Here is a 15,722-nt window from a genome sequence, read left to right as displayed (position 1 = left end):
AGCCGTGGGTTCAAAGTGAAATTACACTTTAAATCCACGGCTCTTTTGTGTCTATTTGCTGGCAAAAACGATTAGGTTGTAATCATCGTTGATACAGGTCTGCAAAGTAATACGTTCGCCTCCGCCTGTTCCAGTGATTTGATCCCAATAGTCCGTTCCATCTGCGGCTATACCTGAATCATCCACGGTCACGGTATGTGTCACGCTATAAGCAGTCACATTATTTGATCCATCCGATACTTCGATCGTAGCACCATTTCCTACTGAGAATAGTACATTAAAGATTCCAGGGTTATGACCGATAAAGTGAGTATTCGATCCATCGTTCCCAGATTGAACAGTCGCTCCACCCCAAGTTGCGACTTGATTGGGATTAGCATCAATGATCGATTGCCCATATCCCTGCCCTGCATTTGAATATGAAATCAATTGACCGTTGACCTTCAATTGGTCGGCCTGCATGGTTTCAGGAACAGGTGTTGCCGCATTTTGATTTTCTGGTGCTGCGGCTGGCTCACTAGCGGGAGCTGCTTCATTAATAGTAGGAGCAGGACGACTATTGGCTTCAGCAGTTTCTACTGCAGGAGCGGTTGCCGAATCTTGTTCAGCTGAACTACTAGCAGCTGTCGCAACTTCATTGCTGTCTTGTGCGACCGATTCCTTCTCGCTATTTTTTGTTGATTGAACAGATGATGCTTCCTGACTAGCTGATGAAGCCGAAGCATCCGTCGAATGGTTTGATTCCTCCGCTTTTTTACTACTAGACTGTTCTACTGTTTGTTGATCGGTAGTACTAGGCGAGCTCGTTTCAGAATCACCTAATACATATGCTGCACCAGACGATAGGAACATGGCAGCGATAACGACAATTTTAAGATAGGTACTCATTTTCTATTTCCTCCTAAGCAAAGAGATTAGCTCTTGCTTACAAATTAACGGAAAATCGGTCCTATCAGTTGTATACTGCTCATAAAATAACCATTGATATTATATTTATTCGCCTAAAGCGATAATTAATCGGTTTTTGCTCAATATTTTCATAACTTTCTATTTTGTTGACAAAACTGGCGAGCACATAATTAGGAAAATCATTAATAGCGGGACTATTTTACAGTTTTATGAATAGTCATTGGGAACTAGTTGGTACTCATCAATGATGGCAAATAGTTCGAATCGCTCTTTTTTAGGCAAAGATTTTAAATAGTCTTTTAAAAGATGCAAAACGTCGTAATTTGCTTTAGAATCAATGTTTTAGACATCTATTTTGTAGTCATATTCTTTTCTAAAATACAAAACCAAAGTCATTATAAAGTTTTTATCAAGCTCTTTAAAAAGTCTTTTGTAAAACTCAGGGCTTTCTGAACTCAAATTGAGGTATTCTTCGAAATCTGCTGGTGCTGAAATATTTGTCTTAATTAGTCGAATTTCCCCCTCATAATTCGCGGCCGAATAAGCTTCTAGCAATCGATTAAATGCTGCTGCCGGCATCGTAGGAGGCAATTCTAATTGCTTCTTCCTAGGAGTAGTGGTGATAAAGAAGTGAACGGCGCTCTCAGCCTCTTTTAGCTGACGGACAGTCACTTGGAATTGCTGATAGATACGGCGATAGTAATCACTACGTTCAAATAATTGATTTAGCTCTGGAGGAGTACTTTCATTCTTGATCCGACCAAAGGCATATTGTGCCTCAATCCGATTAAATAAGAGTGTCGTGTTTTGGTTTTTTCCAATTAATAGTTTTCCAATCATTTGTCTGTAGACGATCTCAAATAAATTATTCACATCCTGACGATAATCGAATCCTAATTTTTGCTGATACTGGTCCAAAAGTTCGTAGACTTGAGCTGAGGGAATACTTTTTAAAAAGAAAACTTCGGCGGCTAAATTGTGCAAATAGCACTCATAAAAATCAATACCGACATAATTTGCCGGAACAGCCTCCGCGAGTTGATAGTCAAGAAAAGCCTGATCAACCTCTGCTGCACCATAATCCAAATCATAGGTCGTGAAAAAATGCCCGATTTCCTCTAAGCTCTCTTCCAAGGATTCGATTCCAAAGCTTTGATAATTTTCTTTTATCGTCAAATAGAGAGTTTTCAATCTGGCTAATCGCTGCTTTAATTGTTCTTTCCCTTGTTCAAATCGTTCGGGCAGACTTCCTTCATTTCCATTTTCCAAAACAAACGCGATTGATTGTTGGATTCTCTCCGCTTGATCGACCGGCATGACGCTCGAACCACTTAAACGCTCTTGTAATTTCTCCATAAAAAAAGGATAAAATGCCGGATCTAATATTTCGTTTTTCATTCATCCGCCTCCATGTCTGGAAAATCTTCAAATGATCCCTGCAACATTTCGAGATCACCTTGGTACGTTTGATAGCGCCGTTGAATTTCGTCAATGATTTCCTGATCGGTTATCTGACCAGGATGATACGCCCGCAAGTAATAGAAGATCGCTTGGCATACCGACAAATGCTCTAAATAATCGCTTTTGTAAAATAGTGGTTCCGTGACTAAAAATCCTGCCAAAGCCTGTGAATTCCCCCAGCTAAAATCAAGCAAGTGATGCTCCTTGAAAAGCTGATTCCGCTCCTCAGCCAATTCAGAAAAATCGGCCGCCGATAATTGATAGCTCTTGCTGCTTACCTGAAGCTCTTGGTTTATCTTTGTCCGCGGTTCTTCCTTTCGTTCCGATAAATACTGATTAAATAACGACAGATCAAATTGGGTCATTTCTGCACACGCTCCTCTCAAAGACTTAATAGCACACCCGCAGCCAAAAGACAATCTTGAATTCCAGTCCAAAATGTGGTATTATAAAGAGAGTTAAGGAAGTTGATTTAAGCATTCCTTAACTTTTTTTGTGAGAAATATTTGGCGACCACTTCGTCACCCTGAACATAAAATAACTAAAGGAGCGATCTGATGATTCTTGCTACCTTACTCTATCTTTTAGCTGCGGCTTTTGTCATTTGGGTCTGGTCTCCACCTGCCCTGCCTCGGTTGATTATCATGATCGTGCTGATCATGCTTTACTGGGCAACCTCTAAACGAATGAGTCACAACGGAAAGAAATAGAAAAAGCCAATCAGATCAAGTCTGATTGGCTTTTTTAAACGTGATTTTTTGAATCATGATTGGACTTAGCGGTGCATCCTGTTCATCTGTGGCTTGAGCAGCAATCGCACGCACAACCGGCATCCCTTCGACGACTTGACCGAAAACAGTGTAGCGGCCATCTAGCTCTGGGATTCCGCCGACAGCTTCATAATGGGAACGGACTTTTAACGGAAAGTTCATCCGATACAGCTGTTCTTTGTCTACATAACTGCGCTGAACGATGTAAAACTGATTGCCATTGGTATTTGGCCCGTGATTGCCCAAGCACACCGCGCCATCAAAATGATACAAACCTTCGTCTACCTCGTCTTCAAAGAATCCGTCATAAATTGACTGTCCTTCTTCGCCGGAACCGTCCAAGGCGCCCCCTTGAATCACAAAATCTTTGATTACGCGTGCAAAAGGCGTCCCGTCATAAAATCCTTGCTTCGCCAGTCCGCGCCAATTTTTGACTGCTTTCGGCGCATCCTGCTGAAAGACTCTCATGGTGATCGTCCCTGCGTCCGTTTCAATCAGACAAAGCTCCTCGTTTGAGCGAATCGGCGTCAATTGCAGTAGATACTGATTTGGATATTTGATCCCGTGATCCTGTTCAACGATTTTTTGGATATACCAGTCTAATCTCTGCTCGTTTCCTAAACGCGCTACTTTGATCAAGTAGGTGTACTCCTTTTTAGGGGTTGCTACTCGATAGGAGACCAAGCCGCGTAGATCATTATAGGAATCGCCTTTAACCTTATAAAGGGACACGAAATGCGCTTCTAAAAATGTTAAGGACTGACCTTTCAGCGAATTGAATTGTTTGGCTGTTTTTCCTAAAAGAAAAGACCCGATTGCTTCCTCTTCACCTAACGCTAACGCCTCTGTAAATGCAATCAATCGATCGTTGAGTTCCTTATCATCCCAATGACGCGGGATTAATTGTTTGGTGACGGTTTCATCTATAAGTTTCTTTTTCGCGACCAACGCCGTGACTCCCAGTACTCCTGCGGCTAAAACAACTTTGCTCTTTTTCATACCTTACCTCCAACCTGCCTTTTCTTCCATTTTACCAGAAAAGAATCCGATCAGTCATTCCGCTAATGGCTAGTAAGAGTGATTTTTGAAAATAATTCGTTTGCGATATTTTTAGTTCGCATTATCTTTTAAAAGAAAAAGAGCAGATTCACTGCTCCATTCAATAGTTTGATTTACAACGATTTCTTAAACTTCTTGATTTTTTTCGCCGCCCACTCATAATGACTCGACGTCGCGGAAACAAAGTAGCTGGCTAATGTACTGCCGCCGACCCATGGGAACACATTTTTCGAAAATAGCTCCTCATTGGAAAAGCCCTCTTCTAGATCCATCACCTGTTGATGACTTTCTGCCAGCAGGTCACGCGCATTCTCATAACTAGTCGTCTGATGCTTCTCCCAAAACTCAATATTCATTGCCCCGTAGCTTTTCCAATTATAGCCCTCTTTTAAGAATTGCTTAGCCTCACCGGCCTGATTCGCCTTCACCCAATTCAGCAGCAGTTGATGCCATTCATACAAATGGATCAATACATCCCGCAAATTTTTGTCTCGTGTCCAATGCGCCTGCTTTTCATTTTCAACATCAAAAGTAAAATTGCTGTCCACTTCTTCGTTCGGGATAGAATCCAATAAGTCGATCATTTTCTTATACCCATCATTCCCTGCTTGAATCAAATCATTTTTTGTCGTTGGTCTTGCCATCATTTTTTCCTCCTCATAGTTAGTGAATCGAACTGATTCGTATCTCTTTCATTACAATCAGTATGGACCAACACGTAACGTGGGAGTCAAGCATAATTAACAATCTTTTTTTATAGTCAGAAAAAAACTTCTCCAGTGATCCACCAGAGAAGTTTTTCGTCTAAATGATCCCTTTATCAATTTGTTTCAATTTGCGATAATGGGCATTCGTTTGTTCTAACTCATTCGGACGTCCTTGCATCGCCAAGTGGCCATCCTCAATAAAGATAACCTGATCCATCGCGTCGATCCCTTGCAGATGATGCGTGATCCAAATAACCGTTTTATCTTCCAGTTCATGGAAGAAGGTGTTGATCAACGCCTGCTCGGTTACTGGATCGAGTCCCACCGTTGGTTCATCCAGCAGAATGATCGGTGCCTCTTGCAATAAGATCCGGGCTAATGACAAACGTTGACGTTCGCCACCAGAAAAGCGTAAGCCGGCTTCGTCCACCATCGTTTCCAATCCGTCCGACAGACTTTCTACCAGCTCTTTCAGCTCGACACGGGTCAAGACTTGCCACAGGTCTGCTTCTGTCGCTGACTCGCGGCCGATTCGCAAATTATTCGCGATCGTAGTATGGAATAAGTACGGTGTTTGATGAATAACGCCTAAGTAGTTGCTGATGTCATCACCAAACTTGTAAGTCTCTTCTCCATTTAACGTGATTGTCCCTTCAGTTGCTCGCAGATCGCCGCGAATCAAATTGGCTAACGTACTCTTGCCAGAACCGCTGCGGCCTAAGATCGCGATTTTTTCGCCTGGATGCAGCGTCAGATCAATGCCTGACAATACTTTTTTGGTACTTTCGGGATAATGATAATGAACCTGATCGATTTTCAAAGTGACTGGTCCCGAAATACTTGGTGCCGCGGATTGATTCTTCTGAATCGTTGGCAGATCATTCAAATTTTTGATCGAGTCCTGATAGCTATTGGTTTCTTGAGCCGCAGCTGGCAACGGCGCAAAGGCATCGATCAAAGGAAAGACTGATAAAACAAAGGCTGCGATCCAGTTAGCCGCCCCGCCATGATTGCCAGGAAATTGCCGGCTCGTCCATAGTAGTAAAGCAAGCGTGATCACACCAAACATCAGCTGCAAAATGAAGTTGCGTTTTCGTTGGAAACTTTGTAATTTCCGATTCACTTCCCGCAAGGCTTCTTCCGATTCTTCATGGTGGTTCACATAATCCTGCCCTCGTTGACTAAAGATCCAATCAGACACGCCTAAGACATTATCCGTCAAATCACTGTAAAGCTGATTCTTCATTTGCTTCTGCTGCTCTTGCCGCGCGCCATTAATAATCATTGACCACAGCGGCAATAAAAAGACTACGATGCCTAAAAGCAGCAGCATCGCCAAAGCGAAGAACGGTGAAAAATAGCCGATCCCGATAATGATGAAAACATACAGCAGCCAAGCGATAATCGTTGGAAAAATCGTCCGAAGATACAAATTTTGAATATGATTGATATCTTCGGAGAGCAATCCAAGAATATCCCCTGTCCGATGATTCTGTTTGAAGAAGATCGCGTCTTGCTCCAATGAATCGTAAAGCTTCACGCGTAAGTTTGAGGTCATTTTCAAAACCCAGTTATGACTGACTAACCGTTCAACATAACGAAAGACTGGACGACCAATCCCAAATGCCCGCGTCAAAACGATTGGAACATAGATCAGCAAGATATTTTCCGGCAATGACGCCGCCCGACTGATCAAAAAGCCGGAATTGAACATTAACGCACCGGCACAGAAAAAGGTAATGAATCCCAGTACCAAAGCAAGAATCAACGATCTTTTATATTGTTTGAAGAAGGGTTTGACCCATTCATCCGTTTTTAAGACTTGAAATAAACCGATTCGATTCATGCTTTCTCACCTCGCAATGCTTGACTCAATTTCGTAAAGGCGCCATTTTTCTGCTGCAATTCGGCTAAAGTTCCTTGCTCGACTAATTTGCCATGATCCATCACCAGCAGATAATCCATTTCCGCTAACCAATGCAGCCGGTGAGTCGCAAAGAAGACCAAATGATTTTCCATCAGCGGCAGCATCCGCTCCTTCAATTCCACTTCTGTCTCGATATCTAAATGAGCAGTTGGTTCATCGAACAATAAAATTTTCCGCTCTTGATCCAAGAACGCCCGCGCCAAAGCGATTCGTTGTGCTTGTCCGCCGCTGAGTGTTCGGGCACCCTCGCCTAGATTCGTGTCCAAACCTTCTGGCAATTCATTTAACAAATCCGTCAAACCGGTCACTTCGATCGCTTTTAGAATTTCTTCATCACTAGCTTGCGGATGATAAAAAGCGATATTCTCCCGAACTGAGCGTTGGAAAATATAAGGATTTTGCGGAATATAAACCAGTTGTTCTTGCCATTGAGGCTGATCAAAGGCCGGCAGCTCATGCTCATTAAAACGAAGCTGACTTTCATCCGGTCGTAAAAAACCGCTCAGTAGATTGATCAGTGTTGATTTGCCGGAACCGCTCATCCCGATGATCCCGATTTTTTTATAGCCTTGCACCGTAAAATCAACTTCCGCGCCTAGTTTTTCTTCATAGCTAAAACGCATATTCACGTCCAATAAACTATCTTCCGACCACGTAGGCAAGCCGATCGTCGCATCTTGGCTTTCTGGCAACTCTAAAATCTGATTGACCTCATCCATCGCGTTCTTGCCGTCCAAAGTCGCATGATAATCACTTGAAAAATCACGGATCGGTAAGAAATACTCCGGCGCTAAAATCAAGACCGTCAATGCTGGAAACAAAAGAATCGCTTCATTGATCAGACGTAATCCTAAGAGAACCGCAACTACCGCCACAGATAATGTTGTAAAGAAGTCCAGCGCAAACGTTGATAAAATCGCGACCTTCAACGTGCTCATCGTCGCCTTTCGGAAACGTTCGCTGGTTGTAAAAATACTCTTGCTGTACTGCTTGCTGATTCCGAAGAATTTCAACGTGTCGATTCCTCGCAGCGAATCAATAAAGTGGTTCGACAATACTTGGAAAACCTTATATTGCTTGTCCGCTTTACTTTGTGCTGCATAGCCCAAAATGATCATAAAAATAATGATCAACGGGAACACGATCAATAAGACCACGCCCGATTCCCAGTCCATAAAAAAGATCGCGACTAGTAAAATCCACGGAATGATCATCATATTCAGCATTTTCGGCAAAATCAAATGCAAGTACTCTTCTACTTGATTGATCCCGTCCAGTGCGGTCGTGACCACACTCCCTGTACCCTGCTTTTGTACAACTTGAGGACCTAAGTGAAAAATCTTCCGCAGCAATTGACTGCGTAGATCCTTGGCCTGCTGATAAGCATATTCTTCTAACACGTGCTCCCGCAAATAAGTCATTAAATGCCGCAACGCGAAAGAGACAAAGAACAGCAGCAGCCAAGTTAGTTGTTTGTTCAGCCCTTCCCCGTTCCATAAATGCGTAATGGTCATGGATAGACCATACGCTTGCCCAATTATAAAGATTGCTTGCAGGACAGCAGATCCTGCAAGCAACATTAGAACTTTTTTGATACCGGGAAGTTGTAATAACTTCTTGTCGATCATGATTGAACTCCTAATTCCTAATAAAGTATTCATTTTTCAAAATACGAAAAATGAGTTTTACTGTCATCACGTATGCCATCCAACTAGTTCATTAATGTTAATAGAATAATAAACGTCGTTGGTTTTTTACTTCAAGTAAACTGTTAAGAGTTGGACTGGTACTCCACCGCATGCGGATGCTTGATCCGTTTACGGAAAATATAGTATGTCCAGGCTGTATAGCCTAATACGAACGGTAAGATCGTCAATGAAATATAAGACATAACCTTCAATGTATAAGGACTTGATGACGCATTTTGGATCAATAGATCATTGCCTGGGATCGAGCTGATCAATACCCGTGGGAACAATCCGCCGAACAATAATACAACTAAAGCAACCAAGGTCAACCCGCTGGTGATAAACGCCAGCATCTCCTTGTTTCTGAAGACAGAGACATTGGCAATCACAGTAAGTAAAACGATCACTGCCAATAAAATCAACGTCACCGCAAAATTATTTTGGAAGAAATCCGTTTTGAAATACATCAATACTGCGAACGCAACCAACCCGAAATACAACACTCCGTATAATACTTGCGCGTAGTTTTTCGCCCGATATCGAACCGGACCTTCTGTGCGCAATGCGATATAGTTCAAGCCGTGCAAGTAGCACAACAGCGTCAAAGCTACTCCGCCGACGATTGAATACAAGTTAATGTAATCGGTAAAGGTAGCCATCATATTGTGATTCGCATCAAGCGGCATCCCTTGGATCATACTGATGAACAAAACACCAAAGAAGAATGGCACGATGAAACTACCTACACTCAATGTCCAGTTCCATAATTGTTTTCGTTCCTTCGGCATACTGCTGCGGAATTCAAAAGACACTCCGCGAATGATCAAGCCGAATAAAATGATAAACAGGATCAAATAGTAGCCGCTGAACAGTGACGCATACCAATATGGGAAAGAAGCGAACATCGCTCCGCCAGCCGTCAATAGCCAAACTTCATTACCGTCCCAAACCGGTCCAATCGTTTGGACGATCTGATCTTTTTCATGCTCATCATGAGCCAGCGTTTGAACAGACATGCCGACACCAAAATCAAAACCTTCTAAGAAGAAGAAACCGGAAAACAGGACGCCGATCAATAAGAACCATAATAATTGTAAACTACTCATGAGAGAACGCCCCCTTGTCGAAAGGATCAATTGAATCTTGATCAGATTTATTGCCTTCATCTAATTCTGGACCCTTGTTTAATTCACGTCTAACTAAATAAATCATCGTTACCGCTAATCCTGAGAATAATAAGAAATAAACGATATTTGAAATCAATAGTGAAGTAACCGAAACATTAGGTGAGACACTGTCTTCGATCGTGAATAAACCATAAACAGTCCAAGGATAACGACCTAATTCAGTCACTAGCCAGCCGGCAGTATTTGCTAAGAATGGGGCAAACGTACACAGTCCCATCACCCACAACATCCAGCGTTTTTCATAAAGAATCGGTTTCTTCTTACGAGTAAAGAACAAGCCAAGTATTGAAACTAACAACATCAGCATACCAAAGCCGGCCATGATCCGGAAGTTCCAGAACAAAACATTTACCGGCGGATAATAATTCCGATCCCCGTATTTTTTGATCAATTCTTTATTGATTGTGTCCATTCCTTTAATAGAGCCAGACGGTTTATTATAGGAAAGAATACTTAGCATATACGGAATTTGAACGCCGAACACTTGCTTGTGCTCCCGTTCATTGTCCCAAGCAATCAGCGTCCAAGCTGCCGGGTCGCCCGTATCCTCATACGTTCCTTCCATCGCCGCGAACTTCATCGGCTGACCTTCAATCAACGCCTTCATTTGCGCATCACCTGCACCTAAAACCATGATCGAGCCAAATAAAGTAACTACTAGCCCGATACGCATCGATTTCATAAAGAACTCACGCGTTTTTTTGTCTTTGCGTTTTAACAATTGGAATGCCGCAAGACCTGCCGCAATCATTCCGCCCATTGTGATCGCCGCCGCGATTACATGGCCAAATTCATACCAGACCTTTGGATTGGCAATGACCGCACCAAAATCGGTCATTTCTGCTCGACCATTACGAAGAACATAACCGACCGGATGCTGCATAAAACTATTTGCCGCTAAAATCCAGAAAGCCGATAACATTGAAGCGATAGTTACTAACCAAATAAAGATGACATGTGTCCGCGGTTTCACACGATCCCATGTAAACATCCAGAGTCCTAAGAACGTCGACTCCATAAAGAAAGCTAACAAAGCTTCTATTGCTAATGGCGCGCCAAAAATATCTCCGACGAACCGTGAATAATCCGACCAGTTCATCCCAAATTGAAATTCTTGGATGATCCCAGTCACGACGCCCACCGCAAAGCTTAATAGGAAAATATTTCCCCAAAATTTCGCCAATTGACGGTATTTTTCATTTTTCGTTTTTACAAATAACGTTTCCATAATGGCAACTACCAAGACCATCCCGATTGAGAATGGCACGAAGAAAAAGTGAAAAACCGTTGTCATAGCAAACTGAAAGCGGGCCAACGTCACTATATCCATTTTAATTCCTCCCCTACTGTTGTGAATAACAAAACTAAAATAAAACCCTTTCTGTAATTACTATAATCCTTAACAAATAAATTGCCAAATGTTCAGCTTAAGCGCTTTTTATTAATCATGAGAGCAACAAAGGAAAATAACTATTTGCCGTTAAAAATTTCCTGATTGATGGAGAAAATAGTTTTCCAATTCCCGCTAGTTTGGCACTAATCTCACTTTAAAAATCATTTTCTCTACATCTTTTAATGAGAAATTTGACCATTAGAATAATTTTTCTTTTTAAAGAAAAAAAGCCGCTCGATCTCAAAAGGAGGATTGGCTTGCTTTTTTTCAAATTATTCTGCTTTCTTAAATGTGCTAGAGGCCTTTTCAAGTGTCTCTCTAGACTTATCAAACCGGGTTTTGTTTGTTGTTGTGTAGATCTGAACGAAATTCTGGTCAGCTTCCAATAAATAAAGCAGGCCTTTTTGCTTATTGCCTTCATTTTCGGACTCCACTACCATTTCAACGCCGTGCAATCCTTGGATCTCCACGTCTTTTGCCTCTTCAGTGATCTGATCTCCCATTGATTGGACACTGCTAATGATTCCATTTTGATAGCTGGCAAAATCTACATAATCTGCCTTATTCTCGAACAGCACGCTTACCCCTGCTTTGCTTGAAGTAACAGAAATGTCCGAGTCATCCCCCGTTCTTTTTTGCCAGCCGTTTAGTAATGTGTAGTGAAAGACTTCCCCGTTTTCTGCCTTTGCTTCTACCAGGTTTCTATTTTCTGTGGTCTTCTCGTCTTTCTTTTCAACTCTTCGAACAGTCGCTGCTGTTTTCTGAGTATCTTCTGTCGCCCCATCCTTTTCTGCGCCACACCCAGCACTGATGACCAACAACAACCCAAATACCATTAACTTCTTTATCATCTTTTCTCCCTTCAAGCTCTTAAAATAAAGACACTTTTATTTTTTAGTAACTGAGAATCATTTTAAAGACACTCTAAAAATACCATATTTTACGCTAAATATAAAATTATTTTTGGTTATTCTGATCAATATAATCCTCTTTTCCTGATATACAAAAAGACGACTACATTTCTCGCAGTCGCCTCACCTTATTAATTTTCTTCTTCTCCGCAATAAACCTCAAGATGCTGCGGCAATACTTTGAAACTCAAAGGCAGCTCGGGGCCTTCATCGCCATCGACACTAGGATGCAGATCAGCATCCTCTTTCACTGTCAATCGTCCTTCTTTAAAAGGTGTATACCCGATATTTTCAGTGGACTGATCGACACCTTTGATAATGTCCGGCACGCTCTTCAACCGATCCGTAATGCTCTGATCTTTTAGATAAAGCAGATAAAGATTTCCGTCATTATTTTTAGCCTCGGGTACGATGTGAGTAAATCCGCCAATCGTGCGCGTCAATACGATCACAACGGCGCTGCTTTCGATCTCCGTTTTTTCGCCGTCAATTTCCAAAGTAAAATGATAGTTCTCATCATTGAATACCTCTTTGACTCCGTTTACGAAATACGCCAGCTTGCCGAATTTGGTCTTTTCTTCTACGTCTACATCACTAATGGCCTCGGGTATACTGCCCACGGACACGATATTCATGAAATAGTCCTCATTGATTTTGCCGATATCCAAGGAAGTTTTTCGCTCGCTATCAAACGATGCGATCGCCTCTTGCGGGTCCATTGGAATATTCAGCGAACGCCCCAAGTCATTGACTGTTCCTAGTGGAAAAAAGCCGAACTTCGGTCGATATTTCTGTTCTGCTAATCCGCTGATTGCTTCATTGACCGTTCCGTCGCCGCCCATTGCAAAGACACTATCCACTCTTGCTTCTGCGGCCTCACGAGCAAACTTAGTCGCATCGCCGCCTTTTTCTGTTTCCCGAACTTCTACTTCGTCAAAAAACTGCTCTAGTTTTTCCCGAGCTTGACCCGAGTATTTTTTTGCCTCTTCATTCCCAGAGCTGGGATTGACGATCAAGACTGCTTTTTTCATAGTTTCATTTCTCCCCTTTTCGGTTATCTGGAAAATTAGTATCAAGTATCCGTTTTCTAGTTCAGTATAACAGGTAGAGGGCGATTTACCTTTGGTGATGCCTCCCACGAAAAAGAGCCCAAAGCCAAAGGAATCTTTTTTATCAAAGATTCTTTCAGTTTAGGCGATAATTATATTTAATCAGCACAAACTATGGGCAATGGCTGCGCGCTATTCATCCCCCTTTTGTTGGTACTGTTTTGATTTTTTCCACGTCGAATTATACCTTTCAGCTTAACCTCTAAGCCATTCTAATAGCCGCTTTCGCCTCTTTTTCGGCGGCGATTCGCCAGCTGTAGATTTGGGTTCTTCTTTCATTCGAACGGTTAGGATCATTCGCACAGGCTCTGTACTTTGATCCATACTAAGGTCTTCGAGTGTACCGTTTGGCGGCATGATTGCCAGCACTAGGGACAATGCCTCCTGTTGGCTTAGTTCTTCTGCGTTCACACCTTCTGGTAATTCAACTACTTGACGCAGGATGTCTGGTTGAATCACTTTTTGTTCCACAATTAATTCTCGCAGATCGCGGATCGGTTCTGCAGAATTTTCTGCTGGTTCAATTATTGGTTCGACTGCTGGAACTGTCTGCATTTGAACAGATTCATCCCTTGTCATAGCAGTTGCTTCATCATTCGTTGGATCATTTTTATCAAAAATCGGAGTCACGATCGTTTCGACAAATTTTGCAGTCACGACTTTTTGGAACAAGCCGACACCGTCTTTTTCGAATAGATTGAGCGCCGTTAACTTTTCTAAGGATGTTTTGATTTCTGTCGCGGATTTACTGGTATCTGGGTCTTTCATACTCCAGCGATGGTTTCTGCCATTGCTGTTCTCAAATGTTGCGGCTAAATTTATCATTTGTTTTTATCCTTTCTTTTCGTTTTTTTTACCGCTGCTCCTTCGTCAAGACCCGACCAATCCTTCTAAGGGTTCTTTGATAAATTGCGTATATAATTGCTCAAGCTTTTCAGCGATATAGGTTTTGATTGGAAATAGGCGGAGCGTTAATAACCGCCACTCCTTCGCTTCAAAATATTCTTTGAAGTAGACATAATAACGACGCAATGCTCGGGTCGATTTGGTTTTCATAAATAGACGGCGGACGAGGTCATACATGAAGAAGGAGAAATCGTCTTCTCCCAGTTCATCTCTTACTTGAAGCGCTATCAAAATTTTGACTGTCTGCGCTTCATCGCGCGTTTCTTCGTAATAAGTGCTCGTGCGTTTCTCTATAGTTTTTCGTTTTAACGTAAATAATTGTCTCGGTGTAAATAGGGGTTCTGACATGCTGTCGCCTCCTTTTTTCATTTTCTGCTTGTAATCACGCCTAAACGATACGTCAAAAAAAGCAGTAAAGTCAACGAGGTTTTTCACTTTGTCGGGAAATGTCTCAAAAACGCGACATTTTTTGCCGAATTTCACGAATTTGAAAAAAACTATTGACAAAAATTCGGCCTTTTTGGTACTTTCATCATGAAAAAAGGACTCTTGCCCTCTTCGATTCATGCTATAGTTAGTTACGACATCATCAGAAAGGAAGCGCTATGAAGATACAAGAACAGGTTTTAACCTATATTGCTGAACGAGCGAAAAAACTAGCGGATGAAATTGATTTGATCATCTGTTACGGGTCTTATGTCACCGGAAATGCTACAGAATTTTCTGATGTTGACGTATTTTATATTCCACGTTCAGCCAATAGAGAGTTGTCAGAAACATTTATCTTAAAGGACGTCGGTTATGATATCTTCCCGTTATCGTGGGATACCTTGAAAGACATCGCTGATTTTAAAAACGGATTGTCACCCTTACTTGGCGATTCACAGATTCTTTTTTCCTATTCTAAGGAAGAAATAAAACATTTTAATGAGCTAAAACAGCAGATGAAACGAAATTTGACCGATAAATTACTGATGCAGCAACATGCCGTTGGTCGTTTACAAAGGGCTCTGCTGCTTAATCAGCAAATTCAGCAAACTGCTGACTGGAGTTTTGCTAGAGAATTAGCGGGTAAACTGTTGAGTACTTTATCGACTTGTATCGCTTATCAAAATCAAACATACTTCCACAAAGGAATCAAAGAACACTATCAAGCCTTACAAAAAATGTCCGAATTGCCTAAAAACTTTTTTTCTCTCTATCAGAAAATCTTGCAGACACAAAATCTGACGGACTTGCAAATCGTTTGCCAAGAAATAGTTGCGGACGTCGGCACATTTTGTAACTATCCTGTGAATCACTCAATTGTACCTTCAGCAGATACTTCTTCTGAAGCTATTCCAGATTATCAGCAAGCCGCAACTTGGTATGAAGAAGTCTGTTCAAGCTTCAATAAGCTACATACTTGCCAGCAGACCAATAACAATGAGTTAGCTTTTCTGACTGCTAGTAGTTTGCAGCAATCTTTAAAGGAAGATTTATCGATTGAACTGGCATCTACCGACCTGATGAACGCCTTTTGCTTCAATGATCTCAGCCATTTAGTGGAACGCGCTCGCGCCATTCAAAAAGATTGTACCGAGCGAATTTTATCTGGCGGCGGGATTTTGCACCGCTATGAAACGGTCGTCGAACTATACCAGCGCCACGGACTGAAATAAGCACAAAAAACTGGAACCCTTCGCTAAGGCGAGA

The 15,722-nt window shown here is 42.0% G+C and carries 15 protein-coding genes; 2 read left to right on the top strand and 13 right to left on the bottom strand.

From position 1 onward, the window contains the following. Window positions 1-51 precede the first annotated feature (51 nt). The 3 genes from PGP85_RS01820 to PGP85_RS01810 all read right to left on the bottom strand — a co-directional run bounded on the left by PGP85_RS01820 (window position 52) and on the right by PGP85_RS01810 (window position 2,735). Window positions 52-888, bottom strand: a complete 837-nt coding sequence (locus PGP85_RS01820; protein ID WP_090403816.1) for a class F sortase — start codon at window positions 886-888, stop codon at window positions 52-54. 363 nt (window positions 889-1,251) lie between these two features. Continuing rightward, window positions 1,252-2,307 (bottom strand): DUF6179 domain-containing protein, encoded by a 1,056-nt coding sequence (locus PGP85_RS01815; RefSeq protein WP_270325705.1) that lies wholly within the window; start codon window positions 2,305-2,307, stop codon window positions 1,252-1,254. Further along, window positions 2,304-2,735, bottom strand: a complete 432-nt coding sequence (locus tag PGP85_RS01810) for a DUF6323 family protein (protein ID WP_270325703.1) — start codon at window positions 2,733-2,735, stop codon at window positions 2,304-2,306. The genes PGP85_RS01815 and PGP85_RS01810 overlap by 4 nt, the downstream gene beginning before the upstream one ends. Window positions 2,736-2,927: 192 nt before the next feature. Here PGP85_RS01810 and PGP85_RS01805 point away from each other — a divergent pair, with 192 nt between their 5' ends. Then, complete coding sequence (locus PGP85_RS01805) at window positions 2,928-3,080, top strand: hypothetical protein (protein WP_270325702.1); 153 nt, start codon at window positions 2,928-2,930, stop codon at window positions 3,078-3,080. 15 nt (window positions 3,081-3,095) lie between these two features. Here PGP85_RS01805 and PGP85_RS01800 read toward each other — a convergent pair whose 3' ends face one another. From PGP85_RS01800 to PGP85_RS01755, 10 genes are all read right to left on the bottom strand, one after another. After that, window positions 3,096-4,139 carry a peptidylprolyl isomerase gene (locus tag PGP85_RS01800; protein ID WP_270325701.1) on the bottom strand — a complete coding sequence of 348 codons (1,044 nt, stop codon included), beginning with the start codon at window positions 4,137-4,139 and terminating at the stop codon, window positions 3,096-3,098. A gap of 173 nt (window positions 4,140-4,312) precedes the next feature. Further along, window positions 4,313-4,843: a ClbS/DfsB family four-helix bundle protein gene (locus tag PGP85_RS01795; RefSeq protein ID WP_270326120.1), complete on the bottom strand. Its 531-nt coding sequence runs from the start codon at window positions 4,841-4,843 to the stop codon at window positions 4,313-4,315. Window positions 4,844-5,003: 160 nt separating this feature from the next. Then, window positions 5,004-6,752, bottom strand: coding sequence for a thiol reductant ABC exporter subunit CydC (gene cydC, locus PGP85_RS01790; RefSeq protein WP_270325700.1), 1,749 nt, complete (start codon window positions 6,750-6,752; stop codon window positions 5,004-5,006). After that, a complete protein-coding gene (gene cydD / locus PGP85_RS01785) occupies window positions 6,749-8,461 on the bottom strand; it encodes a thiol reductant ABC exporter subunit CydD (protein ID WP_270325698.1) in 1,713 nt (570 codons plus the stop codon). Before cydD ends, cydC begins: the two co-directional genes overlap by 4 nt. A gap of 143 nt (window positions 8,462-8,604) precedes the next feature. After that, window positions 8,605-9,627, bottom strand: coding sequence for a cytochrome d ubiquinol oxidase subunit II (gene cydB, locus PGP85_RS01780; RefSeq protein ID WP_270325697.1), 1,023 nt, complete (start codon window positions 9,625-9,627; stop codon window positions 8,605-8,607). Next, window positions 9,620-11,038, bottom strand: coding sequence for a cytochrome ubiquinol oxidase subunit I (locus PGP85_RS01775; protein WP_090403803.1), 1,419 nt, complete (start codon window positions 11,036-11,038; stop codon window positions 9,620-9,622). The genes cydB and PGP85_RS01775 overlap by 8 nt, the downstream gene beginning before the upstream one ends. 335 nt (window positions 11,039-11,373) lie before the next feature. Beyond that, window positions 11,374-11,952: a hypothetical protein gene (locus tag PGP85_RS01770; protein ID WP_090403801.1), complete on the bottom strand. Its 579-nt coding sequence runs from the start codon at window positions 11,950-11,952 to the stop codon at window positions 11,374-11,376. 191 nt (window positions 11,953-12,143) lie between these two features. Beyond that, entirely contained in the window at window positions 12,144-13,043 is a 900-nt protein-coding gene (locus tag PGP85_RS01765; protein ID WP_270325693.1) for a diacylglycerol/lipid kinase family protein, read from the bottom strand. 273 nt (window positions 13,044-13,316) lie between these two features. Next, a complete protein-coding gene (locus tag PGP85_RS01760) occupies window positions 13,317-13,946 on the bottom strand; it encodes a DUF2922 domain-containing protein (RefSeq protein ID WP_270325692.1) in 630 nt (209 codons plus the stop codon). 45 nt (window positions 13,947-13,991) lie between these two features. Then, complete coding sequence (locus PGP85_RS01755; RefSeq protein ID WP_270325690.1) at window positions 13,992-14,375, bottom strand: hypothetical protein; 384 nt, start codon at window positions 14,373-14,375, stop codon at window positions 13,992-13,994. A 257-nt stretch (window positions 14,376-14,632) separates the two neighbouring features. Between PGP85_RS01755 and PGP85_RS01750 the strand changes: the two genes are divergently transcribed. Beyond that, on the top strand, window positions 14,633-15,688 hold the full coding sequence (locus PGP85_RS01750; protein ID WP_270325689.1) for a nucleotidyltransferase domain-containing protein: 1,056 nt from the start codon (window positions 14,633-14,635) through the stop codon (window positions 15,686-15,688). Window positions 15,689-15,722 lie beyond the last annotated feature (34 nt).

Source organism: Enterococcus malodoratus (assembly GCF_027659535.1).
Classification (GTDB): Bacteria; Bacillota; Bacilli; order Lactobacillales; family Enterococcaceae; genus Enterococcus_A; species Enterococcus_A malodoratus.
The sequence above is the reverse complement of the archived record's forward strand: the minus strand, read 5'-3'. Positions and strand labels throughout refer to the sequence as shown.